This window comes from Thalassolituus sp. UBA675 (assembly GCF_002297765.1).
Lineage (GTDB): Bacteria > Pseudomonadota > Gammaproteobacteria > Pseudomonadales > Oceanobacteraceae > Thalassolituus.
In genome coordinates this window covers 194,019-215,556 of the sequence record NZ_DBNJ01000008.1, presented here as the reverse complement: position 1 = coordinate 215,556, position 21,538 = coordinate 194,019, and the positions used below count along the sequence as shown (strand labels likewise).

Sequence of the window (21,538 nt, the reverse complement as noted above, 5' to 3'; positions counted from 1 at the left end):
AAAACTGTGGGACAGCAGTGGCCTGCCGGCTCCCTTTTTTCATGACTTTTTAAGCTTACTTTTCAGTCTTAGCCAGCGTTAGCAATGTACTCCCGGCGCTGCTGCTCGCTCTCAATATATTCCTGCCACTGATGAGCGACTTTCTCTGCCGCCGGATACGATGCAGCTTTAAAGAAAGTAATAGATGCAGACTCCAGTTCATCCAGATTGTACTGAGCAAGCCCTTTGATAATTAATGCCTGATAAGGTGCCTTCAGATCACCCGCGTTCAGCGCTTTATTACTGAATTCAAGTGACTTACTCCATTCCTGACGCTCAGTATAGATCTGCGCGAGCTTGAAATAATCGCGTCCTTCACCAGATGCATCCGCTGCCTGTGTCATCACAACAATCGCATTGTCGTATTCTTTAGCCAGCATCCAGGCATCGCCCAACAACGACAGGTTTCGCGCGCTTTTCTCGACGACATCAGCCTCCATGCCGGCTTCCAGCACATGCGCAGCTTTATACGGAATTTCTCGGCTCAGCAGTGCCTGAGCAAAATTCAGATATTCGGACTCTTTAGTAAAAAGCTTCTGATCATAGGCGGTTTCAAGCGTCGCCAGCTCCTCGTCTTCGCGACCCAGCTCATTATAGACCGCAGCCAGTTGCATCCAGTATTCAGACTTCGAATAGGTCGCAACCAATTTCTCAAGAGTGACTGCCAGGCCTTTATAGTCTTTCAGCTGGAACATCACCGCACGTTGCAACAGCAACCAGCTTTCGGTGACGCGAGACCCTGCTTCTTCGCGCATTGAAATCGCAGTCGCAATATCATCACCGGCCAGTTCATACTTCTCCTGCTGGTACTGGACCTGTGCGCGGAACATATAGGCGTCTGCATTCACTTTGTCTGACTGTGACATCCACTCATTAATGGTCGCCAGAGATTCTGCATAACGCTCCTGCAACATGTACAGTTTTGCCAGCGTGTAACGGGTCGTCTGCTTCAGACTGTCTGGCGCGTTGTCGATTTCAATTACTTTTGCGTACTCAGGGATGGCCGCAGCGTAATTTTCCTGAGTCGAGTAAACGTAGGCATACATATTGTGCGTCATTGCACGCTCGTATGAATTACGCTTCCGCTTTTCCAATCGTTCGAGTGTCTGCAAGGCTTCGTCAAAGTTACCGGCATCAGCGGCCTGCTGCGCTTCTTCGAGCTTCTCAAATACGATCTCACGCAGCGTCATAGTTCTGCGCACGCGAGGGCCTGCTGAGGCTTCTTCCTGCGAATTTTCTGCGCTTTCTTCAGCGGCGGATACAGACTGCACGGCCAGGAGGGGGACGCCCCCTAACAATGCACTCATTACTAATGCTATCGGTAACTTTCTCATAAAACACTCACTCCAGTTTTATACGTTACTTATCCAGCTCGAAGCGGATAATGTTACGAACCCCGGGTACATCTACTGCACTTCCCTCAACTACCTGGGGTTTATATTTAAATTTCTTAACTGCATCCAACGCAGCCTTATCGAATACACCTGGAGGCTCAGCTTCGAGCACTACCGGATTGGTCACTGTACCCAGTGAGGTCACGGTAAACTCGACAACAACATAGCCTTCTATTCCGCGCTGGGCAGCACGGCGAGGGTAAGTCGGGGCCACCTTAACAATCGGCATAAACTCACCGTCACTGCCTGCGCCACTCAAACCTGCATCCAGAGCAAGATCTGCAGAGATATCCAGTGCACCGAGTGCTAAATCAGCCGCATTCTGAGAATTAAACTCAGGCTTCACCATGTCTGGCTGTGGCGGCTCCTGCGGCGGTGCAGGTGGCTTTTCAGGCTGACGATCTTTCGTCTGTACTTCATCGTCTGGCTCATTCATCACAAAGCTCTGAATACGGCCATAATCAGTCGGCATGGTGACTGAGCCACCGGTACTGATGAGGCTCTGCATCATCCAGAAGACAGCGATGGTGGCGACGAATGCGACAGCAAGGGCGCCACCAAAACGGACAACAACCGGCATCTTACATCGCCTCTGTAGCCAGTGAGACGTCATAGACTCCGGCCTGACGTGCAGCATCCATCACTGCCACCAGCTTACGGGTCTTCGCTTCTTCATCCGCCTGGATCACAACGGTTCCCTGCGGATTTTCAGCATGCAGACGCTCGATATTTGCGCGAACCTGACTCTCATCAACGCGGCGTTTATTAATCCAGATCTCGTCATTTTCATTAATGGCGATCAGAATGTTTGCGCGTGGCTTCGCTTGCGCGGTACTCGCATCAGGACGATTAACTTCAATACCTGATTCTTTAACGAACGACGCGGTCACGATAAAGAAGATCAGCATAATAAATACAACGTCCAGCATCGGGGTGATATCAATCTCGCCCTCGGCTTCTACTTGCTGACTGGCAGAAAAACTGCGTCTCATAATCTTTTTCCCGAATTAATGATCAAAGGTCAGACGATCTTCGATACGGATTTTTTCTCGTTTGATGTATCGCTCAAGCATCGACTGAGCGAACACTCCCGTCAGGGCACCTACCATTCCAGCCATGGTTGGAATCGTGGCTTTAGAAATACCGGAAGCCATTGCTTTAGGGCTGCCGTTGCCAAAAAATGCCATAACGTCAAATACTTCAATCATGCCGGTAACCGTACCGAGCAGACCAAACAGAGGCGCCATGCCGATCAGCATTTTGATCGTGGTCATGTTCGCTTCGAGGTCTGAGCGTAGAGAGGCAATCAGGTCTTCACGAATCTGATGTGCTGCCCAGGATTTACGCTCGGTACGAGCTTCCCATTCATTCACCGCACGCTGCATCGCGTTGCGGTGAGAAAATGCGAAGTACCCGGCACGCTCCAGTACAAACAACCAGAGCAGCAGAATCAGTCCGAAGATGGCGTAGAGGACGTCGCCTCCACGCTCCATGAACAGATATACCGGTTCGTATACTTCACCAAACATCATGATCAGGCTGCTTTCGCTTGTTGCTGTTCAGACTGGCGAGCCAGAATACCGGTGGCGCGCTCTTCCAGAATCATGATCAGTGCACTGCTGCGGTTGTTGGTCAGGGTGTGCAGGAAGACACATGGAATTGCCGCAACGAGACCCAATACCGTAGTCACCAGCGCCTGAGAAATACCACCCGCCATCAGTTTCGGGTCACCCGTACCGAACAGCGACATGGTTTCGAACACATCGATCATACCGGTCACCGTACCCAGAAGACCGAGCAGCGGAGCAACCACCGAGATGATTTTGATCCAGCCGATACCACGTGTAAGACGAGGAATCTCTGCGGCAATGGCTTCACCCAGATGCAATTCGAGCGTTTCTGTATCGCTTTTCTTATTTGCATTAAATACAGCCATCACACGACCAAGCGCATTCTTTTCATCAACAGTTTCAGTTTTCATCTGCTTGTTGATACGACCTGCTTCGATGTTCAGAACAATCATGCGCCAGATAGCCAGCAGAATACCCACGGCACCCAATGCGAGAATGATGTAACCAACCACACCACCCTGATCGACACGGTCACCCAGTTCTGGGGACTGGCCCATAATTTTCAGCAACTGACCACGTGAAGGGTCAATCCAGAAACCGGTCAATTCACTTCCACTCGCAGATTCGAGAGCTGTAATTCCATCGGTGTAACGTGCACCCGGCTGCTTATCCATCTCAATCAGTCGCGCTGATTCAATGTCCCAGTTCAGGTATTTACCGTCAGAAACCGCGTTGAATCCACCGATACGAACAACCTGCTGCTCAGTGGTTTCACCACTTGGCGTCACAACATCCGCGCTGTAGCTTGCAATGCGGCCGCTATAAGTCGCTTCACGCTGCATCTCAAACCAGAGGCGCTCAAGCTGCTCAATGGATGGCAGTTCAGAGGTGGCGCCTGCAACACGGATAAGGTCGGTCAAAAATGCTTCACGACCTGGCAGTTCAGAGCTGATAACAGAGCCTTCGAAAACACTCTTGGTATCGCCAGCAACCTGCTGCAGCACACCGAAGAGTTCTTTCAGGCTACCCAGACGATCATTTAACTGCGCTTGCTTTTCGGCAACGATCAGTTCGTTATCACGGAACTGCTCTTCTTTATCAGCACTCAGTGCTTCAAGACGATCGCGCTCTACCATCGCATCACGAACCAATTGCTCCTGCCTGGCTTTTGAGCCCTGGAATTCAGCGATACGCTGTTCAAATTCAGCGTTGTCACGTGCCTGACCTTCTTTTACGAGGTTCAGAAGCTGATCAAGGTTGGCTGTTTCTGCCACTGAAACTAGCGGCATTGCCAGTGCAAATACACCGCCAAGGAATAGATTACGGAGTTTCATCAGTTCGCCTCCTGTTGAGCCATCATAGGAGCAGCAACCGGAACTTTAATCAGATCTGGCGCAGCCTGTTCACGAGCAATACGGATGCCCGCCATCACTTTGCTCTTATACTCTGGCGCCAGAGGCTGCCAGCTGTTGGAATTCGTATTCCAGATGCCCAGCTCCTGTCCGTCCAGAGACTGGTACACCAGAGCGATACGACCAATACGCAGGAAGTCGACTTCACGCGGCGTTTCGCCTTCCAGCTCACCACGATATGACTCGATGGTACGGCCGTATTCGATCTCTGCCTGATAGGCCTCCATCACCTTGCGATACTTCTCAGCCGCGGTAACGTCAGAACGCCCCATCAGGTCATTCAGTTTGGAAACACGCGCCATGCGCTCTTCTTTCAGGAAAGGTACATCTGCTGCCACAAACTGATTAACAGCATCAATCATGCGTAGCATCAGAGGAGTGATCTGGCGTTCAACCAGCGCTGCCTGACTCATGCTTTTATCGATACTTGCCAGGTCTTTTGCCTGAGCGTCCAGCTGACGATCCAGCTGAGAGATATAGACATTCAGGCCTTCGATTTCTTTCATCAGTGCACGGTAATCACGCTCGGTAGCACGAATGTCTTTGTCGATAGAATCGATGGTCTGCTGAGAAGCCTGTGCCTGCTCTACACGCTCGACACCCTGCTCAACTGCGTCATCCAGCGTTGCAGCGGAGGCGACGCCTGTAAAACTCATACCAGCAATAGCGATAGCGCTCAGAAGGCGCGACGCCTGGCGTTTGGTTGTTGCCATGTTAAATACCCAATTAAAAAGAATGGCCGGAAACCGGCGTTTCTGAATTCGCGAGAAGAATACGAAGAAAAGATGACAATTCTGTGACATTGCAGAATTGCTACAAGAAAATTACATATCGCTGTCGTATAACGAAAAACGGCACCCGAAGGTGCCGTTTATCTCGCAAGAATAAGTGACTTATTCTTCAGTTTCGAAGGCTGCTGGGATTACGTCAGCTGCCCATGCCCACCAAGCGCTTTCTGCAGCAGTAACAGTCGGGTCAACCGCACCGATGTAGTCAGTTTCTTCAAAGAAGCCTGTAGAAGCATTTGCGCTAGTCGCTGTGCTTGCAGTTACTGAACCATTGCCACCGGTTACTTCAAAAGCATTACCCAGAGCAACGTTGTCGGAAGTTGAGCTTGCTCCCCAACCAGTGATCTGACCTTCTGTAGCGCTATTTTCCAGACGCAGAGTATCTTCTGCATCCATACCTGTATATTCAACCAGAGAGTCGGTCAATACAACAGTTGTCTCTGTATCAGCGATACGGAATGCTTTGGCATAGTTATCGGCAGCAATCTTAGTCAGAGTGCCGTAGGTACCTACCTTCGCACGCATCAGGTATGCAGAACCTTCAGAAGCAGTCTGGAAAGTGATGTTTGAAAGAGTAGGATTAGAAACTGGCTCAGCTGTGTTGCTCAGACCAGCATTATCCGCTTCGATACCATTGTCACCCGCATTGGTTACGCCCTGGCGAACAAGAGAGAACTGAATGTTACCGCGATAGCCGTCATCCCAGTCGATTGACTCATCACCATTGTCGACCAGAATCAGGTGTTTAACATTTACTGAACCACCGAAGAACTCGATGCCATCATCGTAATTGTTATAAACCATAACGTTTTCTACAGTTGTGCCGTAGCCCACTGAGTGCATAGTGATACCGTTAATTTCACTATCAGCAACAACTTCGTAACCTCCTTCAGCAACGATCAGGTAAGAAATAGAACCGCTGTTGTCAGCATCGTCGTTACCGCCATGGAAACCGGTATCAGCTTCGTCAGCTGTATTACAGATTTCTTCTGGAGTCGCTGCATATTCATTCGCACACTGGTTATTCTTAGCGAAACCCTGAACTACCAGACCGCCCCACTCTTTATTGCCTTCGTAGTTGTCATCAATAGAAGACATAACGATTGGCGCTTCTGCAGTACCGTTGGCATTGATCTTAGAGCCACGAGAGATGATCAGAGTACCCTTAGAGGTCGAGCGGAAAGCAACACCTGGGTCAATAGTCAGAGTTACTTCACTTGGAGCATCGTAGGAAGTCAGTTCGCCTGCACCATCACCAACAGTAACGTAGTCAGTCATGCTGTACACATAGTCGGTAGTCAGTGTTGCGTCAGTCAGAATGCTGCCACTGAGCAGACATACTGGCATATCCACACCATCAACGGAGTAAGTAGTATCCAGTTCTTTACCAACACCAACGCTACAAGTGTTATCAGTAACAGTAGGCGTAGTTGGTGTAGTTGTATTATTTGATGAAGAGCTGTCGCCGCCACACGCTGTCAGCATAGCTGCAGAAACAGCAGTCATAGCAACAAGAAGTTTTTTAAGTTCCATGGTAATTCCTTGGTTAGTTAATCTGGTTAAGAACTTGACGAGACACATGCTATGGCCACTGTGTGACACTTTTATGAAAGATAAAAAAAATCCCGCCGAATGCGGGATTTTTTATAAAACGCTTTATCAGAAAACCAACGAAATACCGGCAGAGACCTCACGCCCTTTACGATAGGAGCGATAGTTTTCACCTTTTTGTGTGAGACTGACGGGCTCATCTGTAATGTTCTTCAAAGCCACTTTAAACGTAAGATCCGGTACAATTTCTGTTGAATAGTTCGCACTTAACTCGCCTCTCGGATCTTCCATAATATCCGGTGAATTGCTATTGGCCTGAGTTGCTGAGTACAGTAGCTCACCATGATAGTTATACACCAGTGTGAATTTCTGTTGACTGTCGTAATCATCAAGCCCTATCTGAACATTCGCCAGACTATCGGGCTGCCCTTGCATAGCTCGTGAGCGAAATGCAATATCTACTTCAGAATCAATTAAAGATAGATTTCCCGAAACAAACATTAAGTAACTGCTGAGATCAAATTCCGACCTGAAGTCGATTTCGACACCATTGATGGTACCAGTATCCCCATTACGGTATGAGAATACCGATCCACCGGTCAGTAATGTCTTTTCGATTGGCTTGTCAAAGTTCTTGGTAAAATAAGCGAGGCTAATGCTTTCATTTTCACTCATGTACCATTCAGCACGAACATCGATATTGGTAATCTCCGCACTTTCAAGCAGAGGGTAGCCTCGTATATTGTCGCCAGTATCGGGGTCGACGTACTGCGCATTAGCGAGTTCACGAAAATCTGGACGGTTAATAGTCTGATACCAGGCACCTCTAAGCTGAACACTCTCGCCAAGAAAAACTGTTAAACCAGCTGATGGATACACATTAGAGTCAGAGATTTCTGCATAAATGGGGTTACTTTGATCCTGAGCACTAGACTCGTACGTTTGTACTGAAATATCAGAGGACTCGCTACGAAGTCCCGCATTGACCCGGAAGACTTCAAGGCGTTCATACTCGATACCACCAAACAGAGCCGTCATATCCCATGAGGCATTATAGTCTGCCGAACCTGCGGTCTGATTGAGAAGGCTAAGCTCATCGGCGGCGATGGTTTCGGTTACGATCTGATCGATATCGAAATTGTTAATATAGTCACCCGCCAGACCACTGTTTGCATCGTAGCCAAGCGTCGTGCCATCAGCTTCACGCTCACGGGTAAAAGCTGAGAAGCCATAGTCTGCTGTCAGGTAATTTGTGGACGACTCGAAAAGAGAAGAGTCGAAACTGACACTATAATCTGTGATCGAATCAGAAAGCGTATTGTACTCTCGCTTTACCTCACTCCAATAAAGGTAATAGTCATCCAGCCCCTCATCAAAAGCAGGAATTTCATAGGTATACCGACGCCGATCCGGGTTATCCAATTCAGCCTCAGAAAAACTTATCTGCCATTGCGCTGTCGTTTTTAGGAAACGATCAAAATAGTGTTCGCCTGTGAACTGCTGCATGAACAGCTGGCGCTCCAACCAGTCCATATTGTATAGAATTCCCTCACGATCCTGGTCTCCACCTGTCCCACGTTTAACACTGGTTTCCGAGTGGGTCTGACGAAGCAATAAGGTATTACTGGTGACTTCATGTATGCCCGAGAGCATTCCTAAACTCAGTCCAAACCCAAGATTCACGTCGTTAGTTGTCCGTGTTTCATCGTATGAGTCATCAACGTTGAGCTCGCCATCCTCTCCAAGCAGGTTGGTATCGGACTCTCTTTCCTGAACTTGCCATTCGTTAGAGAATTTGACAGATGCCTGGTAACCGTATGCAGTATTACCGTTGTCGTAAAATGTATCCCCCATAGATAGCTCTGCAGAAATATCAGGTAGGACGTTTCGTTCTTCTGTATTCAGATTGTCAGGCAACTCTGCAACCAGGTTCTTACCAAGTTCAGGATTAAAAAGCAGGCTCTCACTACTGAACTCTTTAGCATCCTGATTCAGCGCTCTATCGCCATCTGCACCGAAGCCGAAAAAGTCTCCACCTTCTTCCTGCATAAATTCCTGCTCAGTAAAGGTAGCACTATCGTTATACCCCAAAGACAGAGACAGCTTCCCTTCAAATTCCAGAGGGAACTTTTTAGTACTCAAAGAGACTGTGCTACCCGTTGAATCTGCATATACATCCGGAGTGGCCGTTTTCTGAACGTCGATTCCATCAATCACACTGGACGGAAATAGATCGAGAGGTACGACCCGACGGGATGGGTCAGGACTCGGCAATGAGGCACCATTCAGTAGAATCGATGTATGACGTTCATTCAGGCCACGAGCGACGACGTATTTACCATCTGCAATGGTCACGCCCGCCACACGCTTCAACGCAGAAGCCGCGTTAGAATCACCAAAGCGAGACATCTGTTCGCCGCCAATCGAATCCAGGACCGCGCTGGCATCACGTTCCTGACTGGTTGCAGAGTCTGCGACATAAGTACCAACCGCAACAACCTCTTCGATGACGCCATTCCCGGACATTCCGACCTCAACATTCAGGTCAACCGGTACGCCAGGCATGCTATTAACGTTAAGTTCAGCTCTCTGATAGCTTGGATGAGCAACAGTCAGGGTGTAGTTACCGCGCGGTAATTCGAGTGAGAAATTGCCATCGTCGTCAGTAATCACACCAAGTTCTGTACCTGCCGCAGATACCCGTGCACCTGAAACGGGGCCACCTGTTTCGTTGGATATCAACTGACCTTTGATTACACCGCCAGCGGCGTCAGACGAACTGGTTTCAGCAATGGCTTCGCCACCTAAAATCTCGACAAATACATCTTTTGAAGAGTCGTCATTTTCGAGGGTGAAATCAGCCTCTCCTACCCAGGCACCGTATTGCGACAATTCAGCGGTGTAACTGTCAGCAGGCAGTTCAAAGGTAACAAAGCCCTGAGGATTGACTATCCGGCGCTGGCCATTAACAGAAACGGATACGGCGTCAGCCGCGCCGCCATCTTCAGAGATGTAAAAGACAACTTCTGCTGCATGCGCTGTCGCGAAGCAGAAACTACTGGTGATCGCGGCCGTACTGATGAGGCGCTTAAAACTCATGATTCCCCCGGTAATTACTGGGGGCGCACGCCCCCGAGAATGAAACGGAGGCGAATTTACTACAGCTTCATGACGGATTTGTTACATATCAGTCATTATAGGATGGATGCTCAATAACCATGAATTGGTTAACCGGAACATCACTCAGAATGGTAACTTCCCCGCCTGGCCACTCAACTCGCAGTTCGCTGACAGCGTCATCGCCTGCTAAGCCGAAGTGTAGCTCTGGTGCATTATTGGACATGTAATTATTCTCAAAACGCATTTCCCGGTACTGGTTGAGTGTTTCACTGGTCGCATATACCTTGGCACCGTAAGCGAATTGATTACCGCCTACCCCACGCAGTCTTACATTCAGGAAGTTGTCGTCCGCAGTAATTAAACGACGGAAATGATTTTCATAATACGATGGAAATCCACTGTGGTTCATAATTACGATGTCGATATCGCCATCTCGATCAAAGTCATTACAGACAATTCCCCGGCCTTCACCAGTATCATCAATATGACGCAATGCAGCTTCCTCACGGAAGGTGCCATCCTGATTATTCATAAACAGTCTGGCCGGTGTACCGTAGAAGTTCTCAAGAATGATTGAATCAACGCCAACGCGCTCGCTTAATTCTTCTGAGGCAGCGATAAGTGCTTCGAGCTCTTCAACAAACTGGCCTTCATCCAGGTAACTTCCCCCCAGATTCGTGTTAACACCAGAAAAGTCTCCGAAATACCCATAAAGAGTACTGATCAACTCCTGAGCATTGGCTCCCAACAAGTCGTAGACGCCATTAAAACCAACCCAGGACAAAACATTGAACAGAGGGTGATCGAATGTCGTATTTGAATATCCGTAGCCGTTAACGTGAAAGATATCGAGCCAGCCATCGTTGTCGAAGTCTTTCATGCAAGTGCCCCAAGCCCATAGACCGTTTGCCACACCTGCAGAATCAGATATTTCTTCCATGGCAATATCCTCTCCTTCGACCGATTGATTCAGATACAATCGGTTCGTCAGTGGATCATATCCTGGCAAAGGAATCTGAATGTTTGTTACGAACCAATCCACATCCATGTCATTGTCTATATCACCCACCGCTGCTCCCATTGCGTTATAGTCGGTAATACGACTGGCTCGGGTTGCGTTGATATATTCGCCCGACTCGGTACCTTGAAACACTTGTGAACGCTGAAAATCAGCCGCAACAAGGATATCGAGATTTCCGTCTTTATTCACATCTGCAAAATTCGCTGCGAATGTGTAATCGCGATCACCAAAGGCACCATAAACCACGTCATCCTGCCATGGCTCAAAAAGCCCTCGCCCATCATTTTTCCAGAGATGTATTTCCTCTGCCGTTCTCATGAAATCCCAGTTGTGACTGAATATATCCAGGTCGCCATCATTATCTATGTCCGCGAATGATGCATTATGGGTAGTGCGCACTGTGTCGTAACCAAACTGAGTAACTCGAATAAACCCCGTGCCCCCATTATTCAGCCAAAGTTTGCTGTCAGGCTCGTATGCGTGCCCAACCAGAATATCCGGCCAACCATCACCGTTGATGTCTGTCATCGAAAAGGCCGCTATATCACCCGAACTATCGATACCGAAGTTGTCCGGAGCTTCCGAGAAACGTCCGTTTTCATTGAGATATATCTGAATACCTTTCTCTTTACCAAGTCCAATGGCGAGATCAAAATCACAATCACCATCAATATCTGCGGAAGCGATAGAACCTATCACCAGGGCAACTTCCGCAGTACTGACAATATCGTCGAGTATTTCTGGCCCAACTCTGTGTGACTCATTCAACCCGGAAAGGACTACTTTTCTGAAGCCAACAGAAAGATCAATTTCCGGGCGACTATCCACATCCATTGCCACACAGGACGATATATTAGCTGGCTCTATCTCAGAAAGATCAGGAAAGACTGGGGCAACTGATTCTCCTGGAGCAGGAGGAAATACGTCAAAAACAGCAGTGTTATCGAAGAAGGAGAACTCTGGTTCAAGCCGGAACCCATCGGGGTCGACCGATGTGTAATCTGGCATCCATTGTTCGACGCAAACGCTGCTTTTCAGACAATCGGCAGTCAAGCTCCGAATAAAGGCCGCATACTGTGAGACTTTCTCGCTCGAGACGACACTGGGTACACGATTGTATCTACGTGACTTATTGGAGCGCCATTGCTGATAAGCCGCAGAAATTGCCGGAACCTGAGCCTGGTGGCCGCTTGTATTAATATTGAGGCCAGCAAACTGGGCAAGATGATCAAGGCTATAATCATACCCTTCAAGTTGTGCTACCGGATCGAAATGCCAACGTATGGCCTCTTCCAGTGTCGCGATAGAGCCGGCATGCATATAGGGGAATGTGAGCTCGGCATTAATCAAACTAGGAGTACGGAAAGCGAATTTATCTGATACATCCGGTACCGTGTTATAGCGACCAAAGTCCTGAGAAAAGACATTTTTACCACGCCCTATCTGTGGCGTTGCCAAGGGATAAAATTGCTCATCGGAAAACTTAGCACCTGCATGACAGCCGAAACATTTACCCTCGCCAAAGAAGAGTAGCGCACCTTCTTTTGCCTCTTCAGAAATCGCATTAATGTCACTGTCAACATAACGCGAGAACGGATAATCCAGTGCAATCTGCGAGCGCTGATACTCGCCAAGTGCCATCGCTATGCGGTCATAAGTGATCAGCTTCCTATCAAGACTAATGTAATCGTTGAAGGCATCGCGGAAGTATCCTTCCCAACCACGATCAAGCAATTTTTCTGCAATCAGATCACGAGTATCGTATGAGGTAAGACCTGCGGCAGGATCAAAGCCGCGCATTTCAACCACAGAAGTTACCGGAAAGCGTGCCTGAGCAGCAGTCAGGTTGGGACCAGCCTTGTTATCTGGTCCACGGAACTGGCTGTCCGGTGTTCGCATCAACTGACCTTCACCATTCGGGGCACCAGTATCGACACCTACGTAGTAAAGGTCTCCCGGATCGTACTCGATGGTTTCAATACGCCCATCCCAGAACATAGCTCGGTCATAGAAAGCAATATTAAAGGTCGTCGGACTATTGCGAGGTACGTTCGGACCAAAGTCAGCTTTAGGGTCGATGTAGTAGTTCCCATCATGTCGGCGCCCAGGCCCGACAATCAGCGGATTATGAGCGCCAACGCCGACGGGCAAACTGAGATTATCGGTTCCAGCAAGTCTCGGGTCGTGGCAACTCGCACAGGCAACATCATCACCAAAGCTGAGAGATCTGGAGAAAAACAGCTCCTTACCCAGCTCGACCAACGCATCTCCCGGCTGAGGGACTATACGATCTGTCAGCTCGGAAGGATCAAACCCAATGTCAGCGATAAGCGCCAGAAGTTCAGTGTCCAGTTCGGTAGGCTCAGTAACAACATCAGGCTCACTCCTTTCTGGATCGTAAGGGTAGGCGTCTAAATCATTCAGAACACCGTCGCCGTCTATATCGTCATCAAGAACGTCAGGGATAAAGTCGCCGTCGAGATCTGCCGGCGTATCGCTCGCATCCAAGGGGGCAGAGCCAGCCGCGACTTCATCACTATCGGAGTAACCGTCATTATCATCGTCTGCGTCGGCATTGTTACCGATGCCATCAAAGTCGCTATCCGCCCATTCGCCGGCGTCAAATACAAAAGCGTCTTCGGCGTTGCGCACGCCATCCCCATCGATGTCGTCATCCTGAGAATCAGGAATACCATCATCGTCGGTATCTACGGTTTCTTCTGGCGTAGCTGGTGCGGTATCCGGTGGAGCTGGAGTATCGTCTGACGTTCCAGAGCCACCTCCACAGGCAACCAGTAAACACGCGCTCGTAATTATTGTTATGAGTGCTTTCAATGTTGAAGGTCCAAATCCGGGACAATCGTGATTCCCTTCCGTCAAGGCAGAAAGGGCCACCTAGCACATAGTTATGCACAAACAGGCCAACAAAACCAGACAACAAAACGTAAATGCGCCATGTGTCTTATTGAAATGTAGAAGAGTTCTTACTTTTGGGAGGGTTAAGAACAGATGCCGCAAGGCGTGCGGCATCTGTAGAGGTCAGCAATTAACCCTGAGCAAGCAGCTCACGAAGGTCAAGAATCGCCGCATTAGCTCGGGAGATATAAGACGCGAGTACCAGCGAGTGGTTAGCGAAAACACCGAACCCACTGCCATTCAGTACCACTGGAGACCAGAGCGCTTCCTGAGTAGCCTCCAGTTCGCGGATGGTCTGACGTAGACCAACCAACGCGTTCTTCTTCTCCAGAACCTCCTGGAAATCTACCTCGATAGCACGCATAAGGTGCAGAAGCGCCCATGAAGTGCCGCGCGCTTCGTAGAACACATCGTCAACCTCAGTCCACGGAGTTCTTACCTCTTCCTCTGAAGGGAGAGGAGTCGCGCCTGTATCTTCATTGAGACGACGCTGGCCTACCGATGCGCTCAGACGCTGAGAGAGGCTACCCAGGCGGGTTTCAACATCCAGCAACCACTGACGCAGATTGTCCGCACGTGCGTAGAACTGCGCCGTCGGCTCATTTGGATCAGACAAGCGGGTCAGGTAAGACTGCAGAGCTTCGAGGCCACGCTTGTATTCACCCTCGGAATCAGGGACCAACCAGCTGTTACCGTCAAAATGCAGCTGCGGCTCAGCAATTTCCAGATCTTTATCTTCCGTCGACTGACTCTGCGAGCGGCTGAAGTCTTTGCGCAGTGCACGGGAGAAGTCACGTACCTGAACCAGTACACCAAACTCCCAGCTAGGAATGTTATCCAGCCACACCCCCGGCGGGAAAATATCGTTCGAAAGATAGCCACCCGGCTTGTAAAGCATGGTTTCGGTGATCTTCATCAGGGTAGCGGTAGTGGTGAAGCCACGAACTGGCTGAACACCCATTTCTTCTGCCCGCGTATTCGCTGACGCCTGTACGTTAAATGTCTCCGGCTCCTGCGACCAGAACATACCTACTACCAGCGCAACCAGAAGATATAACACCACCAGCCAGACGATCAGACGTCCGGAACCACCTTTGGCGTCCTTTCGATCTGCCATCCAGTCCTGAAAGCGCTCTTTCGTATCCTGTACTCGATCCTGCAAACCACTCATAGGTTCTGATCCTTAACTATTCAATCAACAAAAATTTCAGAGGGACAAACTACTGTCCGGGCTTGATGATAACGCAATTCACCGATTAAAGGAGTATCCACAAGAGCCAGCTACCGGGGGAAGTCCCGTCACTCACGCCAAAGCGGTATACTGCCAGTCGCCAACGGAGACCTGTATGCCCACTTTAGACATTCTGGCGTTAGCCCGATCCCCTTACAAAGAGAAGTTTGCCATCCCTCGTCAACCCGGCCTGGCACCTTCGGTACTCACCCGGATAGAGTTACAGGCACCGTTTGACGACCCCGGAGCACTACAGGGGTTGGAGCGGGTGTCGCACATCTGGCTGATATTCTGTTTTCATGGTGTTGGAAGCCGCCCGGAATCACTGCGTGTCCGTCCGCCACGGTTAGGTGGTAATCAGCGCATTGGGGTATTCGCGACACGCAGTACGCACCGCCCCAACGGACTGGGCCAGTCACTGGTCAAAATTGAGAAAATAGAAGGCACCACGTTGTTGGTTTCGGGCGCAGACCTTCTCGACGGCACCCCCATTGTCGATATAAAACCTTACGTGCCCTACACCGACTCTGTACCTGATGCGACAAATGCGATAGCGCCTTCAGCACCAGAACCGCTCACTGTGAGCTGGTCCGAAGAAGCCCGTCGACAGGCGACTACAGAAGCCGCCAGACTCAACGAGAATGTCATTGCTGTTATTGAGGAGTGCCTGGCTCAGGACCCACGCCCAGCCTACCAGGCGCATGATCCTGAACGGGAATACGGCGTGCGTCTATGGGATCTGAACATCCGCTGGCGCTATCCCTCCGACCAGAGCATTGTAATTACCGAGGTCAGCCCTTTGGCGTGAGGCGAAGCACTTTTTCACGCAACGCAGAGAGGCCACGCTCGCGAAACTTGGGCTCATCAACCAGGCAGTCTTTATCAGCCATCAGATCAATGTTCATCGCATCGGCGTAAAACGACTCAACCTGTGCCTGATCCACAGCAAACGGCGGTCCCGACATCTCGTTCTGGTCGTACTCAAACGTAACCAGCAACTGAGGTGCATTTTCTGACACCTTCAGCAGCTGGCTGGCATAGTCGGCCCTCATCTCTTCAGGCATTGCGACCAGTGCTGCACGATCATAAACCGCATCGATTGGCCCAGTATCAAATGAAGTCAGGCTGAACCAATCACCGCAAATCAGCAGAATACCTGCAGCCCGGTAGAGGATGAGGTTACCCACCTGCTGCTTATCGACCGCCAGACTGAAGGTCTCTTCGATCGACTCAGCCAGTGCATCCAGCGCAATTTCACTCAACTCTACGCCTACTACCTGATAGCCTTCACGCAGCAGCCATAGGATATCTACCGACTTCCCACAGAGTGGTACCAGAACACGCTCGCCTAGATCGACAGGAATGGTATGCCAGTGACTGGTAAGGGCGGGATTGGTATCGCTCAAGTGAAAACCAATCTCCTGTTTTTCCCAACGTTCGTGCCAGAAATCGTGCTTCATAAGCGCTCCACAGAATTAAATCTGGCGGCATTATGCCTGAGCTGCTCACAGACGAAAACGCCCGGCATTGCCGGGCGTCGTCAAACAATATCGTTCGGCAGATTAATTCACCTGCAGTGCAGCAATATCGGGGTATCTCTCTTCCCAGTTCTCAATCAGGTAGTTCTGATCAATATCCCATGGATGGAAACCGGTTTTGAAGAACTTCGCTAATCCTTTCATGTTATCGCGAAGAACGCCCTTCTTACCCCAGAAAAATACTGCGGCTTCTTTCCACTCTCTCCAGCTTGGAAAGTGACGCTGCGAACGCAGTAGCCAGACCTGATACATAGCCAAACGAGAAAACAGACTGATCATAGAAATCACCATCACCCGCTTACGCATAAACTCATCATTTACGTGCTCACGATACACATCAAACGCGACAGCCTTGTGTTCAATTTCTTCTACAGCATGCCACAGCAGCATCTTACGAACCGTCGGATCTGCATCTTCGAGTATTTCGGGATTCTTGAGCAAAAATTCCGCCAATGACGCTGTGAAGTGCTCCATGGCAACCGTCAAAGCAAGCTGACGTTCGCGGCTGAATTTCTTCAGAAAATCAACGCGCTTGTGCAAGCGGCCGACGATACGATCCATGGGAAAGCCCATGTCGGTAATTGCCTGGTTTAACGCTTCATGCGATACGCCATGGTGAGCTTCCTGACCAATAAAACCACGGATCTGCTCCTTCAGAGTCTCGTCTTTGATGTCGTCGCGGTAGTTACGCACGGAGTGAATAAAGAACCGTTCACCATCAGGGAAAAGCGCCGATAGCGCATAGAAAAAGGTGCTGATCAGTGAATTATTTTTAAAAGCGTATTTATTCATCGGCGATTCAGTATCGAACGCCATGCGACGCGGTTTGATCTCAACCTGTGCAGATTTATTCTTAATATTAGTCATACGATCACCCTCTTAGGGAAGCCCGTCCACGAATTGTTAATTTCTGTATCGTTGGCCAGAATTCACATACCTGACATGCAATCACTATGACATACTGATCCGGATATTTTGGGGTGCAATGCTTTCACCCTGTGGTTCAAAACTGGCATCTGGTATCTATGACGACTAAAACCATCGGATCGGGTGAGCACAGACTCTCGTCTGATTACCTTATACTGCTTGGCGAGATGGCCTTTGAGCGTGGCATCCCCATGTCTGCGCTCCTGGAGGGCACCGGACTACCTGAAAACCTGATGTTCATGCCCAGCGTGCAGATCGGACATGAGTCCGCTTTGCTACTGATCGACAACTTCCTCGAGCACGTGGACCTGTCCGCTGCTCTGGAGTTCGGCAAGCGTATGACCCTCTCCAAGCATGGCGCACTGGGCTACGCGGCCCAATACAGTGCCACCATGGAAGATGCAGCGGGTAAAGTAGAACAGTTCATCGAAACCCGCGTGCAGCTGTTTGAACTGCGTCGCGAAACCGACAAAAGTAGTCGTCACCTTTACATCACCACCCGTATTCCCGACAGCCGGGCCGGATTTTTTATGGTTCTGGCGTTTCTGGCCAGCGTCGAGACCATCTGCCGTACTCTTGTACCTGCCGAGTCACGTAACGCGCGCAGCATGATTCAGATTGCCTGCCGTGGTGACCTATCCAGCCAGGATATCTTGCCCAATTGCGCCGTATACACTGGCGCCCCTATTAATTGCCTGACCTGGCCCCGCAAGGCACTCGACGGCATGCTGCCCTTCTTTGATCCAAAACTGGCCGATCTTGCCCAGCAGGAACTAACCCAGGCGATGACACAGGTGACCGAGACTAACACCATGGCGGGTAAAGTCAGAGAGATACTTAACGATCACCTGGCAGAGATGCCAACCGTGGAGGATGTCGCGAATATGCTGTTTATGTCGGCCGCGACCCTGAACCGAAAACTCAAAGCCGAAGAGCGCAGTTTTCAGCAGATCAAAGATGAGCTGCGCTATAGCAAAGCGCAACGCCTGCTGAAGGATACTACGCTGTCGGTGGATCAGATTGCAGACCAGCTAGGCTATAGCGACGCAAGTAACTTCGCCAAAGCATTTAAAAACTGGTCCGGCGCCAGCCCGAGCCAATACAGACAAGGCAGTACGGGCTGATCACTTTCGGGTATACTGCGCCGCCATTCTCACCGGCCGGAGACACCTATGATCGACAAGCCCTTACTGATCAACTACAACCAGCTTCATACGCTCTGGCTGAAATGGTTAAGCCAACCCGCTAACGCGCACTTTGATCGCTGGCTCAAGCATGAAGCAGCCAGCTGGCGTAAGCGCTTCCGCGAAACCATGCCTCTGGAACTCGGCAGTGCCATGCAGCATGCACTGCGTTTCCGGCAACTCGCCTGCGCCCTGGAGTTAATCCATGAAAGAGGCCTTGATCAGGACTGGCAGGCCTGGACTGAACAATGGAATCCAGAACAGGCCGAAAACCTCAGCCGCAATAACTTCTGGTTCTGGATTCAGCGCCGTAGCTATTCTCAGTGGTACATCCCGAAAGACTGGCAGGCTGGCAGCCGCAAAACCACCGTCGACGATACCGCCGCCTGGGTTCGTAAGAATCCGGATTCGCCGCTGGCTTACATCTGGTTTGGTATCGACGCTTCGCTCGCCAGTGCGATAGAACACCGCGCAGAACTGTCTGGCTGGAATGATAAGCAGCGACAGGAATTTATCCGTATGCAGCAGAGCCGCCCACCACTCTGGTTGCGCCCGGCTGCAAGCCAGGACGTCAAAGCCCTGTGCGATGAACTCAAAGCAGCAGGCGTAGAAGTTAACCTGAACAAACACGGGCTGTGTGCCACCGGCGGTTTCGGTGTGCAACAGACCGACGCCTATAAAGAAGGTCGTGTTGAAGTGCAGGACTTTGCCAGTCAACAGATCGCTGCCGCCGTTGATGCGCAAGCCGGCGAGAAGATCTGGGATGCTTGCGCAGGCGCCGGTGGAAAGACTCTGGCGATTGCCGACGGCATGAGTGGTAAAGGCGCCGTGGTCGCAACCGACCTGAAAGAATTTAAACTGACTGAACTGAAGAAACGCGCGAAGCGCGCTGGCATTGCCAATATCCGTACCTTTGTCTGGGATGGCGAAGCGCCATTACGCCTGCCCAAAGAAATTGCCCGCCAGAAGGGCTTCGATAAAGTCCTGATTGATGCGCCATGCACAGCAACCGGCACCTGGCGGCGTAACCCGGATGCCCGCAATCGCCTGAGCGATACGTATCTCAAAGAGCTGATGGGCTTACAGCAACAGCTACTGGACAATGCGAGTGAGGCCGTTCGACATGGCGGTAAGCTGATTTATGCGACGTGCAGTTGGCTGACCGAAGAAAACGAAGATGCGGTGGAAGCCTTTCTGAAAAATCACGCTGACTTTGCTCTGGAAAGTTCGCGACTGCTCGGTGCACCGGATGTCGATTCCGATACCATGTTTGTTGCTGTAATGAGTCGTCAAAACTGATTTATAGCCCAGCTGACTCTCATATCCGTTTCTCCATAAGAGCTTCATTTGCTGGGCTCAGCAGACATTCAGGCGGCGCCAGACAATAAAGGCGCCGCGCGACCGTCAGAGCAAAATCGAGCCCTGAAATCTACCTATCGTCACGTAACTGATATGTTTTCAGGGCGATTTATTTTGCGTGTCGCCGCAGTAACTGAGATTGGCTGGAAATAAGCCGGCTGTGCTGCGGAGCGCAGTCAACGAAGATCAACTCTCTGCGAATCCCTGAAGTACAACGGAATATGGGTCAGCGGAGTGATAAAAAAAAGCCAGACGCTGTGCGCCTGGCTTCTTTTTTTACAGGAGCGATCAGATGCAGATCGTTTTTAACGGAGGGAAACCGTTAAATTCAATCGCACTGTAGGTGGTGGTGTACGCGCCGGTGGAGAACCAGTACATACGATCACCGGCTTCGAGAGAGAGTGGCAGTTCATACTTGTACTGTTCGTACAGGATGTCAGCCGAATCACAGGTCGGGCCTGCAATAATCACCTCTTCAGTGTCACCGTCTTTTTCCACATAGAGTGGATACTTGATCGCCTCGTCCATCGTTTCTACGAAGCCACCAAATTTACCGATATCGGTGTAGACCCAGCGATCCAGACCGGTACGGTTCTTACGGCTGACCAGCACCACTTCGCTGACCAGAATACCTGCGTTCGCAGCCAGTGATCGACCCGGCTCGAGAATAACTTCAGGCAGCTCGTCGCCAAAATCCTCTTTCAGGAATCGGGTAATCTCTTCTGCGTAGGTCTCCAGAGGGTTGGTGCGGCTGATGTAGTTCGCCGGGAACCCGCCCCCAAGGTTGACCATTTTCATCTCAATGTTTTCTTCTTCCTTCAGGCGCTCGAAGATCCACTTCACCTTAGCGATCGCAGAGTCCCAGGCGCCAATGTCGCGTTGCTGAGAGCCAACATGGAACGAAATACCATACGGTTTCAGTCCAAGATCACGCGCCATAATGCAAAGCTCAATGGCCATATCTACATGGCAGCCAAACTTACGCGACAGTGGCCAGTCTGCGGTCTGAGAGCCTTCGGTCAGAATGCGCACAAACACTTTCGACCCCGGAGCAGCTTCTGCAAGATTGCGCAGATCGGCTTCTGAGTCCGAGGCAAACAGACGCACACCCTTTTCGTAGGCGTAACGGATGTCCTTAATCTTCTTGATGGTATTACCAAAACTGACTCGGTCACCACCCACACCCAGCGACAACACCTTGTCGAGCTCGTAACGGCTGGCAATGTCAAAGTTACAGCCGCGGTCACGAAGGATTTCCAGCACTGCTACCTCAGGATTCGCTTTCACCGCGTAGTAGGTGTTTGCATAAGGGAAGCAAGCCATCAGGTGATCCAGTTGCTCGCCGAAGGTTTTGGTATCCACGATCAGAACAGGCGTTTCCTGCTGATCTGCAGCCGCTTTAATGCGGGCAAAAGTATCGGCGTCGTAATAGGCTTCCGGTTGGGTCAACATCAGGCTCGCTACCTCCTTAGGGTCAGACTGCTGTG

At 50.3% G+C, this 21,538-nt stretch carries 16 protein-coding genes; 3 read left to right on the top strand and 13 right to left on the bottom strand.

Translation table 11 applies throughout. The features are described 5' to 3' along the window. Positions 1 to 68 precede the first annotated feature (68 nt). The 10 genes from B3007_RS03940 to B3007_RS03895 all read right to left on the bottom strand — a co-directional run bounded on the left by B3007_RS03940 (position 69) and on the right by B3007_RS03895 (position 14,983). Entirely contained in the window at positions 69 to 1,373 is a 1,305-nt protein-coding gene (locus B3007_RS03940) for a tetratricopeptide repeat protein (RefSeq protein ID WP_301376986.1), read from the bottom strand. Positions 1,374 to 1,398: 25 nt separating this feature from the next. Beyond that, on the bottom strand, positions 1,399 to 2,013 hold the full coding sequence (locus tag B3007_RS03935) for an energy transducer TonB (protein WP_068440768.1): 615 nt from the start codon (positions 2,011 to 2,013) through the stop codon (positions 1,399 to 1,401). Position 2,014: 1 nt separating this feature from the next. Then, complete coding sequence (locus B3007_RS03930) at positions 2,015 to 2,425, bottom strand: ExbD/TolR family protein (protein WP_068435124.1); 411 nt, start codon at positions 2,423 to 2,425, stop codon at positions 2,015 to 2,017. Positions 2,426 to 2,440: 15 nt separating this feature from the next. Next, positions 2,441 to 2,965 (bottom strand): MotA/TolQ/ExbB proton channel family protein, encoded by a 525-nt coding sequence (locus B3007_RS03925; protein WP_245820019.1) that lies wholly within the window; start codon positions 2,963 to 2,965, stop codon positions 2,441 to 2,443. A gap of 2 nt (positions 2,966 to 2,967) precedes the next feature. Then, positions 2,968 to 4,338 (bottom strand): MotA/TolQ/ExbB proton channel family protein, encoded by a 1,371-nt coding sequence (locus B3007_RS03920; protein WP_301376988.1) that lies wholly within the window; start codon positions 4,336 to 4,338, stop codon positions 2,968 to 2,970. Then, a complete protein-coding gene (locus B3007_RS03915; RefSeq protein ID WP_301376990.1) occupies positions 4,338 to 5,129 on the bottom strand; it encodes a DUF3450 domain-containing protein in 792 nt (263 codons plus the stop codon). Before B3007_RS03915 ends, B3007_RS03920 begins: the two co-directional genes overlap by 1 nt. Before the next feature lie 180 nt (positions 5,130 to 5,309). Continuing rightward, positions 5,310 to 6,737, bottom strand: a complete 1,428-nt coding sequence (locus B3007_RS03910; RefSeq protein WP_076513776.1) for a hypothetical protein — start codon at positions 6,735 to 6,737, stop codon at positions 5,310 to 5,312. Positions 6,738 to 6,863: 126 nt separating this feature from the next. Next, complete coding sequence (locus B3007_RS03905; protein WP_301376992.1) at positions 6,864 to 9,854, bottom strand: TonB-dependent receptor; 2,991 nt, start codon at positions 9,852 to 9,854, stop codon at positions 6,864 to 6,866. Between the two features lie 88 nt (positions 9,855 to 9,942). Then, a complete protein-coding gene (locus B3007_RS03900) occupies positions 9,943 to 13,731 on the bottom strand; it encodes an FG-GAP-like repeat-containing protein (RefSeq protein ID WP_301376993.1) in 3,789 nt (1,262 codons plus the stop codon). Between the two features lie 211 nt (positions 13,732 to 13,942). Continuing rightward, a complete protein-coding gene (locus B3007_RS03895; protein ID WP_068435924.1) occupies positions 13,943 to 14,983 on the bottom strand; it encodes a DUF2333 family protein in 1,041 nt (346 codons plus the stop codon). A gap of 175 nt (positions 14,984 to 15,158) precedes the next feature. Here B3007_RS03895 and tsaA point away from each other — a divergent pair, with 175 nt between their 5' ends. After that, complete coding sequence (gene tsaA, locus B3007_RS03890; protein WP_068440785.1) at positions 15,159 to 15,851, top strand: tRNA (N6-threonylcarbamoyladenosine(37)-N6)-methyltransferase TrmO; 693 nt, start codon at positions 15,159 to 15,161, stop codon at positions 15,849 to 15,851. Here tsaA and tmpT read toward each other — a convergent pair. Then, on the bottom strand, positions 15,835 to 16,503 hold the full coding sequence (gene tmpT, locus B3007_RS03885) for a thiopurine S-methyltransferase (protein WP_068440788.1): 669 nt from the start codon (positions 16,501 to 16,503) through the stop codon (positions 15,835 to 15,837). The genes tsaA and tmpT overlap by 17 nt on opposite strands. 102 nt (positions 16,504 to 16,605) lie before the next feature. Further along, complete coding sequence (locus B3007_RS03880; RefSeq protein ID WP_068442415.1) at positions 16,606 to 17,448, bottom strand: metal-dependent hydrolase; 843 nt, start codon at positions 17,446 to 17,448, stop codon at positions 16,606 to 16,608. A gap of 158 nt (positions 17,449 to 17,606) precedes the next feature. Between B3007_RS03880 and B3007_RS03875 the strand changes: the two genes are divergently transcribed. Together B3007_RS03875 and B3007_RS03870 are read left to right on the top strand one after the other, a co-directional pair. Continuing rightward, on the top strand, positions 17,607 to 18,632 hold the full coding sequence (locus tag B3007_RS03875) for an AraC family transcriptional regulator (protein ID WP_297533252.1): 1,026 nt from the start codon (positions 17,607 to 17,609) through the stop codon (positions 18,630 to 18,632). A 48-nt stretch (positions 18,633 to 18,680) separates the two neighbouring features. Continuing rightward, on the top strand, positions 18,681 to 19,991 hold the full coding sequence (locus tag B3007_RS03870) for an RsmB/NOP family class I SAM-dependent RNA methyltransferase (RefSeq protein ID WP_297533253.1): 1,311 nt from the start codon (positions 18,681 to 18,683) through the stop codon (positions 19,989 to 19,991). A gap of 348 nt (positions 19,992 to 20,339) precedes the next feature. Here B3007_RS03870 and B3007_RS03865 read toward each other — a convergent pair whose 3' ends face one another. Beyond that, entirely contained in the window at positions 20,340 to 21,503 is a 1,164-nt protein-coding gene (locus tag B3007_RS03865) for a type III PLP-dependent enzyme (RefSeq protein ID WP_068442406.1), read from the bottom strand. Positions 21,504 to 21,538: the final 35 nt, after the last annotated feature.